This window comes from Tardiphaga sp. GW821-FHT12E02 (assembly GCF_058807155.1).
This window is the reverse complement of the sequence record NZ_JBXAQK010000002.1, coordinates 485,677-497,812: the sequence shown is the minus strand read 5'-3', so window position 1 is coordinate 497,812 and position 12,136 is coordinate 485,677. Positions and strand designations below refer to the sequence as shown.

General features: G+C 60.4%; 12 protein-coding genes and 2 pseudogenes. 6 read left to right on the top strand and 8 right to left on the bottom strand.

The window, feature by feature from the left end:
* Nucleotides 1–104: 104 nt before the first annotated feature.
* The 4 genes and pseudogenes from AC1RQ5_RS29885 to AC1RQ5_RS29870 all read right to left on the bottom strand — a co-directional run bounded on the left by AC1RQ5_RS29885 (nt 105) and on the right by AC1RQ5_RS29870 (nt 2,470).
* Nucleotides 105–458: an aromatic-ring hydroxylase C-terminal domain-containing protein gene (locus tag AC1RQ5_RS29885; protein WP_493204395.1), complete on the bottom strand. Its 354-nt coding sequence runs from the start codon at nt 456–458 to the stop codon at nt 105–107.
* A 57-nt stretch (nt 459–515) separates the two neighbouring features.
* Entirely contained in the window at nt 516–812 is a 297-nt protein-coding gene (locus tag AC1RQ5_RS29880; RefSeq protein WP_493204393.1) for an FAD-dependent monooxygenase, read from the bottom strand.
* Between the two features lie 88 nt (nt 813–900).
* Nucleotides 901–1,155: pseudogene (locus AC1RQ5_RS29875) on the bottom strand (pirin family protein); the annotation flags it as partial.
* Nucleotides 1,156–1,558: 403 nt separating this feature from the next.
* Nucleotides 1,559–2,470: a LysR substrate-binding domain-containing protein gene (locus AC1RQ5_RS29870; RefSeq protein WP_493204392.1), complete on the bottom strand. Its 912-nt coding sequence runs from the start codon at nt 2,468–2,470 to the stop codon at nt 1,559–1,561.
* Nucleotides 2,471–2,735: 265 nt separating this feature from the next.
* Here AC1RQ5_RS29870 and AC1RQ5_RS29865 point away from each other — a divergent pair, with 265 nt between their 5' ends.
* The 6 genes and pseudogenes from AC1RQ5_RS29865 to AC1RQ5_RS29840 all read left to right on the top strand — a co-directional run bounded on the left by AC1RQ5_RS29865 (nt 2,736) and on the right by AC1RQ5_RS29840 (nt 8,262).
* A complete protein-coding gene (locus AC1RQ5_RS29865; RefSeq protein WP_493204390.1) occupies nt 2,736–3,353 on the top strand; it encodes an isochorismatase family protein in 618 nt (205 codons plus the stop codon).
* Nucleotides 3,354–3,432: 79 nt separating this feature from the next.
* A pseudogene (locus AC1RQ5_RS29860) lies at nt 3,433–4,632 on the top strand (adenylate/guanylate cyclase domain-containing protein); the annotation flags it as partial.
* A 140-nt stretch (nt 4,633–4,772) separates the two neighbouring features.
* A complete protein-coding gene (locus tag AC1RQ5_RS29855) occupies nt 4,773–5,120 on the top strand; it encodes a carboxymuconolactone decarboxylase family protein (protein ID WP_493204388.1) in 348 nt (115 codons plus the stop codon).
* Between the two features lie 11 nt (nt 5,121–5,131).
* Nucleotides 5,132–5,542, top strand: coding sequence for a DUF302 domain-containing protein (locus AC1RQ5_RS29850; protein WP_493204387.1), 411 nt, complete (start codon nt 5,132–5,134; stop codon nt 5,540–5,542).
* Nucleotides 5,543–5,644: 102 nt separating this feature from the next.
* Complete coding sequence (gene tehA, locus AC1RQ5_RS29845; protein WP_493204540.1) at nt 5,645–6,598, top strand: dicarboxylate transporter/tellurite-resistance protein TehA; 954 nt, start codon at nt 5,645–5,647, stop codon at nt 6,596–6,598.
* Between the two features lie 335 nt (nt 6,599–6,933).
* Nucleotides 6,934–8,262, top strand: coding sequence for a T6SS phospholipase effector Tle1-like catalytic domain-containing protein (locus tag AC1RQ5_RS29840; RefSeq protein ID WP_493204385.1), 1,329 nt, complete (start codon nt 6,934–6,936; stop codon nt 8,260–8,262).
* Between the two features lie 9 nt (nt 8,263–8,271).
* Here AC1RQ5_RS29840 and AC1RQ5_RS29835 read toward each other — a convergent pair whose 3' ends face one another.
* Genes AC1RQ5_RS29835 through AC1RQ5_RS29820 form a run of 4 tightly spaced genes read right to left on the bottom strand, consistent with a single transcriptional unit; the run spans nt 8,272 to nt 12,039 of the window.
* Nucleotides 8,272–9,165, bottom strand: coding sequence for an SIR2 family protein (locus tag AC1RQ5_RS29835; RefSeq protein ID WP_493204383.1), 894 nt, complete (start codon nt 9,163–9,165; stop codon nt 8,272–8,274).
* Nucleotides 9,165–9,893 (bottom strand): hypothetical protein, encoded by a 729-nt coding sequence (locus tag AC1RQ5_RS29830; RefSeq protein WP_493204381.1) that lies wholly within the window; start codon nt 9,891–9,893, stop codon nt 9,165–9,167. Before AC1RQ5_RS29830 ends, AC1RQ5_RS29835 begins: the two co-directional genes overlap by 1 nt.
* Nucleotides 9,890–11,833, bottom strand: a complete 1,944-nt coding sequence (locus tag AC1RQ5_RS29825) for a hypothetical protein (RefSeq protein WP_493204379.1) — start codon at nt 11,831–11,833, stop codon at nt 9,890–9,892. The genes AC1RQ5_RS29830 and AC1RQ5_RS29825 overlap by 4 nt, the downstream gene beginning before the upstream one ends.
* Nucleotides 11,830–12,039, bottom strand: coding sequence for a hypothetical protein (locus AC1RQ5_RS29820; RefSeq protein ID WP_493204377.1), 210 nt, complete (start codon nt 12,037–12,039; stop codon nt 11,830–11,832). The genes AC1RQ5_RS29825 and AC1RQ5_RS29820 overlap by 4 nt, the downstream gene beginning before the upstream one ends.
* Nucleotides 12,040–12,136 lie beyond the last annotated feature (97 nt).

The following is a 12,136-nucleotide window of genomic DNA, read 5'->3' as shown; positions in this document are numbered from 1 at the left end:
ACTCTTGCGCGCCAGGTATCGGATACAGAAGCGTGTCTAGGACGCCTCTTCGGCGCCGCAGGTCCGGCTTCATTGCATCGGCCGCTTTGCGCCAGGAGCGGACATTAAACAGGGGTCGTGTTGCTCTGCTCAGCCCTGAATTGTCCACCAACTCGATTTATGAATGCATCCAGATCGTTTGGAAGTTGATTGCCGCGCCAGGCGATGTGTTGATCCGGACGGACAAGTACGAGTCTCTGCCGATAGACATCAGGCGCTGCTTCTGCTGCCAGATCGAGAATTTTAATGGGGAAGCCTGCTGCATTTGCTGACGCCAGCAAAGCATCGATGCCAGCACCAGTATCGAACCGCAACAGGGTGTAGCCGCGCCCAAGGGCATCGTAGATGGATCGCCCACCAGCCAGCATGAAATGCGGAAGGCGCGCGCCCGGCGCCGTGGAGGCGGTGAAATCTCCCATCGAATAAGGAGGGGCGGCCTCATCATCGTAAATGATCAGTGGGGACCGCTCGTAATACTAGCCGAAGTTCAATCCGGCGCAGCAATATTGCTGTACGTTAAGGTCGTAGGTCGACCGGGCGACCGAGGCGCGATAGGCATCAGCTTCCGGTCCCTCGGCGTCGATCTGCGGTGAGATCGCTCCGCGCGCTTTCGTCATCGCATGGGCGTGGTTCATCGCGAAATGGGACACCTGCTCGGTGATCGGCAAACGCTCGGCTTCGTAAGCTGCGAGGATTCCGTCTGCTCCCCAACCGGCGATGCGGGCGGCCAACAGCCAAGCCAGATTCGCAGCATCCGCAATCCCGGCATTCATGCCATAGCCGGCATAGGGTACCCAAAGGTACGTGGATCGAACGTGCGGGCTCCTTCTTAAGGCGGCATGGCAGGTTGACGAAGATCTGCAGGGCACGGATCCGTGCTCCGTTAGCAGGCTTTTCTTCGTGCGCGGCGCCCTGGGCCGCCGTGAGCCAGTAGAGATCGCCGGCCTTCAGCGCGATGTTGTGTCCGAGCGTATCGCGGTTGAGAAACTCGCCCTTCGCGTCCTCGAACATCACCGTCACCGCCGAGATGCCGGCATGGAGGTGCGGATCGAACGTCGGGGCGGTCATCGTGAAGTCGTCGGCCATCAGGAGTGGATCCATGCCTCCGCCAAACATCTCCTCGGAGAAATGCTTGGCCTCAAATCCATCGCCGATCCGGTGGGGTTTGGCGGAGACGATCCCGCCGAACCGTTCGGTGCAGTCGATTGTTATCTTTGCCGTCGCTGTCGTGGTCATCTTATGTCCTCCCAGCAGTCGCTGCCTTTCTTCGAGGAAACTACGCTTCAGGGCGCTTCCGAGAAGTCGTCCTTTTCGAGACTTAACGTCCAAACGGTTGGACGATGCTGGGCTCACAATTCTCCACCGGTCACGTGATCAAGAGAAAACGTCCACTCCTCAGAGCGATTCCCCCGGGAGCGTCGGCAAGCCGCGAGTGACGAGCGGAGATGCATCGTCCATCGAGTTGGACGACGGCGCCGGCGCCTTTGGGCGGTCGGAATGTGTCAGGCTGCGCCGCGGGCTACATCAGCACGGTCTTGGGCAATTCCGCGGCGAGGTGGTCGAGGAAAACGCGGACCGAGGGAAGAAGGCCCTGACGATAGGGGATCAGCGCGGTCAGGGTGGAACCTCCAGCAATCCAGTTCGGCAGCACGCGTTGGAGCTTCCCGGACTTCACGGCCGCGCGGCAGATGTAGCCCGGCAGCGCCACGATCCCGAGCCCGCGTATCGCGGCCTGCTGCAGACCGATCATGTCGTCGCTGAGAAGGCGCGGCGTCAGCGACACCACGGCCTCGTTCTTCGACTGCCGCACGTGGCGCAAGCGCCAGATCGGATCCACCCCGGTCCGATGCATGAACAGCGAGGGATGGTCGGCGAGTTCCTGCGGCTTCTCCGGCTGTCCGTGCTTCTTGAGGTAGGCAGCACCAGCGAACAGATACCAAGGCGCGGGTGCCAGCGTCCGCTGGACGAGATTAGAGTCGGGAAGCGGGTTGCTGTGCGCGCGGATCGCCACGTCGAAGTTCTCGCCGACGATGTCAACGGTCCGGTCGACCGCGTGGACGAACATGTTGACCTTCGGAAATTTAACAAGGAAGTCGGCGACCACGTCCGCCATCGCAAACTGCATGGTCGCGACACCGCCGGTGCACCTGATCGTGCCGCTTGGTTCGCCGATGCGCTCCTTGATCACGGCCTCGGCCGTCTCCGCTTGGCGCAGCATCTCCACGGCGTGACGGTAGAAGTCCGCGCCGACGTCCGTCATGCCAAACTGCCGCGACGTGCGGTTGAGCAAGCGTACCCCAAGACTGGCTTCCAACTGCTGCATGCGGTGGCTCAACGTCGACTTCGGCGTCCGCAGCGTGCGGCTTGCGGCGGTGAATCCGCCGCGGTCAACCACCTGCACGAAGAGATAGAAATCGTTCAAATCGAGCATGGAATTCTCGTCGTTCATTCCATTGGACGGTTTGTAGCCAAACATGCCTCATGGTTGGCCGAACGTCCAGTTCGGTAGCGGCTGACGATACGCCCATTCATCCAACATTTCGTCCGCGCATCGTCCAATCAATCGGACGCTAAGTCCCGATATTGCCGCCTTTTGGGCCGGACCGATGCAGCCTAGCTTTCGGACATCGCGGCGAACGTCGTGATCCACCCCTCCGGATTAGGACAGATCCGGGCCGGTTACACAGGAGTTCACAATGACCATCCGCAAGTACGACCCGCTCACCCACGACAACGCCGCCGTCGTCCTCGTCGACCATCAAGTCGGCCTCATGACCGGCGTGCGCGATTTCTCGACGGGCGAGCTGAAGCACAATGTCGTTGCCCTCGCCAGGGCGGCCAAGGTACTCGAGCTGCCTACCGTGATCGTAACAACGGCACGCGACAGCATGTGGGGTCCGACGATTCCCGAGCTTGTCGAGGCGCGGCCCGACGTCCAGATCATCGACCGCTCGACAGTGAACGCCTACGACGATCCGGCCGTCGCCAAGGCGATCGAAGCCACCGGCCGCAAAAAGCTCATCTTCGCCGGTATCTCGCTCGAAGTCTGCGCCGCCTTCCCGGCGATGACCGCGGCTGCCCGCGGCCTGGACGCCTACGTCGCCGTCGATGCCTCCGGCACGTTCAGCCAGACCAAGCATGAAGCGGCGCTCGTCCGGATGCAGCAGTGCGGCGTCATCGTCTCTGACTATGCGACCCTGATGGTCGAGATCCTGAAGGACAACGCGGCTCCGAAGTCTGCCGCTCTCTACGCCGCGCTCGACATGCCGTGGGCCACGCTCGTCGGCCAGGTCGCGGCCGCGCTGCGCAAGTAGCTACAGCGATAAGGTTCGGGTGTCCGCCGGCCGGGTTGGCATGGCGGCACCCTCGGGGAAGACGTTAGGAGAGCGGATCATGGCTCGACGAGAGATCACGTCCGGAATCGAGAAGACCTTCCTGGACTGCCAGTTCAACGCGATCGCATGCTGGTTGATACACGGCACCCGCAACGACGAGTACATCGACGGCATCTTTGCTGAGATGTGTCGGCGATTAAGGAACGCCAGCGTACCCGTGGAGCGAGCCTCACTACATCTGGACATCCAGCATCCGCAGTGGATTGGTGCCCGCGTCACGTGGTCTTCAGACGCGAAGGAGGCGGACTTCCAACATGTGGCGCACGACGTCGAACAGCGCGCCGAATACATCGGCAGCGCGGTCCAAGAAATAAGATTGGGCGCGGCGGAAGTACGCCAAAATCTCCAACGCGAGCCCTCGTCAGGGCGGACCCATCACGTCTACGCCGAACTGCGCGCGAAGGGGCTTACCGACTACCTCGCCTGGCCCTTCTATCACACGCTCGGGAAGCGGCATGTCGTGACATTCGCGACCGCCCAGCCGGGTGGCTTTGACCAGTCTCACGTCAACTATCTCCGCGAGCTGCTGCCGGTGCTCTCACTGGTCAGCGAGATCCGCATCAAGAACCTTCTGGCCCGGACGCTCCTAGATACCTACGTCGGGTCTCACGCAGGCGAACTCATCCTCGCCGGCGCTACTCGTCGCGGCCGCGGGACGACGGTTAGCGCGGCAATCATGATGTGCGATCTGCGGGACTTCACGAAAATCTCGGACGACCATCCCCGCGATGAAGTCATCGGCCTGCTCAACGACTACTTCGACGCGATGTCTGGGCCGATCGCGCAGTACGGCGGCGAGATTCTCAAGTTCATCGGTGACGGGCTCCTCGCCGTATTTCCAACGGATCGGCCGTCGGCATGCAACGATCTCCTGAAAGCCGTGGAGATGGCGCGCCGGAACATGATCGGACTGAACGCCAGACGACGGAAGGCCGGCTGCGTCGCTCTCCGCTACGGCATCGGCGTCCACGTCGGGGACGTCATATACGGCAACATCGGGTCGCACGACCGGCTCGACTTCACGATCATTGGTCCGGCGGTGAACTTGGCCTCCCGGCTCGAGGCGCTCACCAAGCAGATCGGAAGGACGGTGCTGGTGTCCCGCTAGTTCTCTGATCTCGTCGACGGCGATGCGGAGCTCGAGTGCGTCGGTAGGCATCACGTACGCGGCTTTGGCGACCCGATCGAACTGTTCGCTCTGAAGGATCCGACGGAAGGACCCATCGATCTGCGTGCCCGCATGAAGAAGGCGCCCGCGCCGCGTCGCGAGACCGTCGATACGCCGTTTTCACCGAAGGCGGCATCGACGAACCGAACCTACCAGATGGAAATATCGCCATGAGCATGCACGATTGGAATGACTATCGTCGTCAACTTGTCGCCGACGTGGGAGAGTTCGCAAAGCTGAGTCCCGACACCGTCCGCGGCTACACAACCTTGAGCGGCGCGGGCGCCAAGACTGGCCATCTCGACGCCAAGACGCGGGAACTTATCGCGCTCGCGGTCGCGGTGTCGCTGGATTGCGACGGCTGCATCACAGTCCACGCCGAAAAGGCCCGATCGCTCGGCGTGACGCCAGACGAGCTCGCCGAAGCGCTGGGAGTCGCCGTCTCCATCAACGCGGGCGCCGCCGTCGTCTATTCCACGCGGACCTTCGATGCATTCCGGGACGCGTTGGCGAAGTGACCGACAGGAGAATGACCATGACGATCGGAGGGCTTGTCACGACGCGAAGCGGCCACGGACCGGAGGAGACGATGAGGCGGTTCGAGGATGCCGTCCGGGCGAGAGACCTGACGGTGTTCGTCCGCATCGACCATGCGGCGGGTGCGGCCGAGGTCGATATGGCGCTGCGGCCGACTGTGCTGCTGATCTTCGGCGCGGCCAAGGGCGGCACGCCGCTGATGCAGACCGCGCAGACCGCGGGCATAGATCTGCCGCTGAAGGCGCTGGTCTGGGAGGACGGATCCGGCACGACCTTCCTGTCCTACAACGCACCGGTTCACCTCGCGCTACGTCACGGTCTCGACGTGGAGTCGGGACCCGTCGCAGCCATGACGAAACTGTTGGACGCGATGGTCGCGGAAGCCGTCGTCGCGAACCCGTAGAACTTAAATCAGCCCGGAGAGTAGACGATCATGAAAAACGCAGTTTCGGGACCGCTCATCGAGACGAATAGGCCGGCCTGGCTCGCGCGGATCGCCGGCAACATGCCTGCAAGCTATTTCGGGATCGTCCTCGGGATCGCCGGACTCGGCAATGCCTGGCGCGCGGCCGAACACGCGTGGTCGCTGCCTGCGGTGGTCTCCGAATACATCTATCTCGCGGCCGGTATGGTCTGGAGCGTTCTCTTTCTGCTCTACGCAATGAAAGCGCTGCTCGCGCCGGCGAAGCTCGCGGAGGAGGCTGCCCACCCCGTGCAGTGCTGCTTCATCGGGCTTGCGGGCGTCGCGACCATGCTTGTCGCGGGCGGCTTAATCCCCTACTCCGCGACGGCCGCTGGCGCCCTCTTTGCGGTCGGCTTCGCCTTCACGCTGGCGTTCGCGGTGTGGCGCACCGGAGGCCTGTGGCTCGGGGAAAGGGATCACGAACACACGACGGCGGTGCTCTATCTACCAACGGTCGCCGGAAGCTTCGTCTCGGCGATCGTGATCGCGGCCCTCGGCTACCCGGACTGGGGACAGTTCGCTTTCGGCGCGGGCGTCTTTTCCTGGCTCGCGATGGAATCCGTACTGCTGCTCCGACTGTTGACCGGACCGGTTAAATCGGCGGCGCTACGTCCGACGCTCGGTGTGCAGCTCGCGCCGGCTCCCGTCGGCGCGTTGGCCTACATTGCAGTCGGCGGTGGGGCGCCGGACATCTTCGTCCACGCGCTGATCGGCTACGGGATTCTGCAGCTCCTCGTCCTGGCCCGCCTTTCGCGATGGATAGCGGAAGCGGGCGCCGTCCCCGGCCTCTGGGCGTTCAGCTTCGGCGCGACCGCCATTGCCGCCGCGCCGGCGCGGCTGATCGCGCACGGCGACACGGGTGCGATGGTGGTCATCGGGCCCGCGCTATTCGCCGTCGCTAACGTCGTGATCGTCGCATTGGTCGTCATGACGGTGGCGCTGCTTCTGACGGGCAAAATGTTCGCACCCGCGCCCGCTGCGTCCAGACCCAAGTGAGAAGTCCGGTTGCTAAGCACCCTTCGGACCACGCGTTGCCTCTTGCTGGTCCCGACTGCTGCCGCGGGAATCGGCGAACGTGGTCCGGTACCGGCGTGCCTTTACGCCGGAACTTGCGGCCGCTACATCTGGATGGCCGGCGACACCGAGATCTATGCCGCCCCCTAGGTAGTAAGCCGAACATCGAAGCGAGCAGAGCAACCATGAGCGGGCTGTCAACCCAATCGCCATCGACATAGCATTCCTCGCATGGCAACGTTCAATCCTGCGCGCGGGAAGCGCTTTGTGGTCGCCTCCAGGTCGTGCCGCATTGCCGTTAAACAAAATAGAAGCCTTTGAAACTGAAGAATGCCATGGGACGGCGTATAATCCTCTTGCTAGATGGCACGTGGAACGATTCCGATTTCGGTGCGCAGGACACAAATATCGTTAGGATTCGGGACATTATTGCCCGCGCCCTCTGGGCAGAGAACGACGCAGCCGAGCCGAGCGAACCTGATTTGTGCTCCGGCACAGACCCTGTGACGCCGAAGACGTTCGCGAACCAAGATAATATCGTCTTCTACGAGCGTGGCGTGGGCACCGGCGGATTCCTCAATCGATTTTTTGGCGGCGCTCTTGGGAAGGGGCTCAGTCGTAATATTCGCCGCGCCTACAAATTCCTGTCATTTCACTATCGACCAGGGGATCAGGTATTTATCTTCGGTTTCTCCCGCGGCGCTTTCACAGCCCGGTGGCTCGTCGGTTACATCCATGCGGCAGGTCTCCTGACCCGCGAGAACTGCACGCCCGAGCTCGAACAACGATCTTGGGAGTTCTATCGGTGTAGCCCAAACGACCGGTCGCCAGGCGAGTGGACGTCTCTTGCTGCTTATTTGAACGACCGGCACGGGCTTCGAATTTCCTGCCTGGGGGTTTTCGACACCGTGGGAGCTCTCGGAGTTCCTATCAGTCAATTCAGGGTCTTGAACCGAGATACTTACGAATTCCACGATGTCGAGCTCTGCGCCATTACCAATGTAAATCTTCACGCAATGGCAATCGACGAGCAACGGCATCCATTCGAGTCTACGCCATGGCGGCGCAGCAAATTCAAGAATTTCCGCACGGCTGTCGAGCAGGTCTGGTTTCCCGGCGCACATGCAGATATCGGCGGCGGCTACATCGACGAGGAGATAAGGAATCGCGACAAGGTCACTGCGCTGGACGACCTGCCGCTTGATTGGATGCTGAAACGGATCAAGTTCTTCTTTCCCGACTTTCCAGTGACGGAGGCCGGTTGGCCGGGACTGTCGGACTCTCAGCTTATGGAGAGAGCGACCTCCACGCAGCACCAGTCGCGCAGTGGCGTTTATCGAGGATGGCCACGAGCACTTCGATCGCTGAACAATGCGCCGGTGGAATGCAAACGGTGGCCTCTCTTATCTCCTTGGTCGGAGGAGAATGTTGGCAGGAATCGGAACGAGGAGCCGATCGGGGAGATGATCCACATCTCCGCGCTCCACCGCTGGCAACGCAACGCGCCGATCGACGACGCCTCCACAATCTACGCGCCGAAGAATCTGGGCAGACACATTACCGAACGCGACGGAAGCCGGTTTAGCGCACTTCCGATCGTCAACTGGGACGGCTCTGTTCTCCTACCCGGAAGAGGCGTACCCTGAGAGGTTCGGTCAGCTGCCCGCCCTGATCTTTCGAGCGGCCTGACTTATCGCGAACAGCAGCGGCGGAATTTCTGAATGAACTGCGATTTTGTGGGTAAAGACGCCCTGCGGCTCGAGCAAGTCTCCGATATCGTCGCGTTTTCCCTCAACAGAAAACCTCACGGTATGATAGAGGATGCGTTCTTCGGTGATCGCGTGATCATCTTTGATGCCGTGGATGAGACTTTGCAGATGCATGTCGGTGCCGGAAAGACCGATGTACAGAAATGTGTGCGTACGTAGGAAGGACTCGAGAAGCGGGCGCCACTGAGACTTCATTACGTCGAGATATTCGCTAGTCCCTAGCACGATGTCATCACTGTCTTTTCTGTCCGGTGCCAACGGAAGAAATCCGTGCGGATGGTAGACCGTGACATCGTCGTTGTTCGCCCAATGGGCCGGCTTCCAGACCGAAGAGGTGACGAAGCCGTGGAATTCGAGGTAGTTTTCCAGCAGGTCGTCATAGTTCAACGTGATCACCTTGGCGGCGGATCCGCGCTTCGACGACATCACCAACGAACCGACGGCTGCCAACGTATCGTTCTTGCGAATCTTCTCGAAGTCCAATGAGGTGCCTTCGTAAAGATCGGTTTTCACGGCTCCCAGAAAATCCTTCGCCTTGCTGCGATAATGCTTTGCTCTCAAAGCTCCGACGCGAGTAATCGGATCCTCTGAACCTGTCATGGCTGGTTCTCCCGATCGGGCGAGCAGGCGATTCACCAAGGTTACCCAATCGGGCAACCCGTAGAACGCTGAAACGCCCGCACCGAGGAAAATCCCGAGGCGGCCGCGGACGAGTTGATATGCAAGGTGTTCGATAAGTGCCGTGCGATTCTTCCAGCTGTCGGGAAGGTTCATATTCATCACAATTGATCCGGCCCTTCCGCGACAGGCACCCAAGTGTCAGCGCACCTGTTTCGCAGCACGAAACCGAGGACGAGCAGGAATTCGACCGCTCGTCTTCGATCTATCAGACTCAGCGTAAGAGAACCTTCGTTAGTAATGCGAGTGATCTCTCCCTCTTCGTTGGGGCGCAAGCGCGGTAAGCCGTCGAACAGGCGGCGTCCCAGCCCGCACGAGAAGAAGTTGAACAGCTGGTGATGATCCCTGAAGACGATCGAGTCGGTGACATCGTCGCCGTATAACGACATCATGCGTAGCGTCCGTCCCGGTCCGGAGAATCGACCATGCAGCGAAGTCACCAAGAACTCGCTGTCGGGGGTCTCCGACTTTTCGATCAGTCTTTGAATATTGATCGGCGTCCGCCTGAAATTGGGAAATATCTGGCGGTCCAAAACGTGCTGGATCAGATAGTCTGCGATCTTCCGGCGTGGAGCGAGTATGACAAACTTGCTTAGGCCGCGAACGATGAAGACTTGATACTGGAAAGGAGGGCGCGCCGTATCGGCCTCTTCGCCAAGGGGCACAGGACTTTCGAGAGTGAACGAATCCCACCTGCGCAACGAGTAGGCGGTATCGACGAAGTGGAGAGACGGGCCGTTTGCCACGCTCGGGTGGGGGAGATCCAGCAAATCGCGCGGGACTTCAGAATCGCCAGCTCGCGCCATCAGATAGCCACTGAATTGGGTCATGCGTCGGTCACCATGTCAAACGCAAGGCAATGAAGCACCCAGAGCGACTCGCTTTCGCCGGGATCGTCCTTCAGGTATCCGCGGAAGAACGTCAGCGGATTGCCTATGGGTTCCTGGTCATACTGGAAAGTCTGCTTGTTCTCGTAACCGCGGCCCTTTCCTTCGTGCGGATCGGCATAGAGTTTGCCCACCAGACGATCGGACGCAAGGAAAATCGCGACAAGCCGCACCAACAGAAGCCGGGCGCTGTAGCGCTTCTCGAAGTTTTTCCACAAGTCCTGATCGTTTTCTATGCAACGGATGTGTTCGAGCGCGATCGAGATGTAGTCGCTCAGAACGCCTCCCTGCGTCTGCAACGCCACCAAAAACTTCTGTACGTCGCGTAACGCTGCAGGGAAGCGATTTTCGGACGGCTCGCGCAGAAGGTTGATCGACACCGCGCATAGCGTCCGCATTAGATATTCGGACACGCGGTCGCCGATGCCGGGGATGGCGCACCAAGAGTGCCATATGCTTTTGATGTAGAAGTCTGGTTCGCCTCGATAGAAGTACCAGAAATCAAGCGCGTGGACGATAATTTCCTGGGCTTCGCGCCGCTGATCCTTGAGGATGTCCGGCAGTTCTTCCGACATTTCCTCGGCCGACACGGCATGCCCGATATCGGCCTGAGCCATACCTATGACGCCTTCAAGAACCAGTTGTCGCGCAGCCATGAGCCAGTTCGTCGCACGGAAACGCGGTTGAGCGATCTGCCTCGCCAAGTCGAGACCGTTGCTATCATCGATGTCCGGGTAGATGTGAACGAAGAGCACCTGCACCAGAATGTGAGCGATCTCGTGGGTTACGGTCAGCAAGTTCGAGCGGTACGAATTGCATTCCGCGATAGTCGTCAGAGGCGCGCTCAACGTCTGCAAGTGGCTACTGAAGCCGTCTCGCCCGCTGAAATAGGTCACGAGCGGGACACGGACATCTTCGGACACCGGCAAGGATCCGTCCAGCAGATCGCGGTCCAAGTGCGCGGCGTTCGTGGTGAGCTCACCGAGCTCAGGTACATCGTTCGTATCGCTTTCAAGAAGGGCGATACGTCCCGGCAGATCGGCCTCGCCTAATATCTTCTGAACCCAATCGACCAGTCGCGAGAGCGCAATATTCGCGCTTCCCGTGCCCAACAGGGAATGGATCCAGAAATGGCACTCGGTTCCGAGAATGGGCGGCACGCCCGAAAATGCCTGGGACGAGAAGCGAGAAATGGCCGCGTTCGCCGCGATCAATCGCGACTGGAGCTCGAGAGTGCTGAGCTCTTTCTTTTCCCATGCGCGGACCAGTTCGCGGGTGACGACCGCGGTAGCCTTGAAGTCCTCGTATGCGGGCGGATAGATCGCCGCCGAGCGGGCAAGCACGGTCGCCGTGACGGCGAGATGCTCCTGTAGAGTAGCCCGCATGGCGGACTCGGTCGGCACGCTACCGAGCGCTGCCAACACCTTCAGGGTCTCATCCAGATCGGCGGCCTGCAGAGTCGAGTGCCTCACCTCCCGGATGCGGCCATCGACGATCCGCCAACACTCGAACGGAATGGCCTGCTCGGTGGCCCAGGCGACAATCTCGTCGACACGGCGCTTGTCGAAGACGCGGATGACGGTATTAAAGCATCCGGTCGTCGCCCACATACGAATCTTTGTCGGGTCAGAAACGGCGGCGAGTTCGCTCGTAAGGCGCGCTGGCTGAACCGGCCCCAGAAAGAACAGCGTCGTTTTACCGGAAAGTGGGGCGGGATTCGCGTTAAAGCGCCCAAAATCTCGGATCGCCCAGATCGGCGAAACCCGGGTGCCGGAGCGCCATGCTGCCAAGACCGATGGCAGATCTCCCAATAGCTCGACTGTCCGTTCTTGCTCGGACTGATTGCAAACGACGAGATAATTCGGCTTTTGCTCGAGGATCACTTGCTGTCGGAATAAACGTACATTTTCAATTTATCGTCCCATTGCCGCGCATTGGACGACGAGGCGTCGCGCGAGCGTGCCTTGGGCCTCTTTAATTGGCCATGCCCGGCCACGCGTGACGGCAGATGGTCGAGCGCGCCCGTGCCGTTCTCGCCGTAGGCGACCATCTGCTTTGACGCTTTGACGAAGGACTTAAGCGTTAGCATTCGTTCTATCCTTGCACGGCAACCAAGCGGATCGGCAGCGCCGTATACCGGCACCGGCCCGATCTCTCAACCGAAAAACACGACAATGACTAATTAG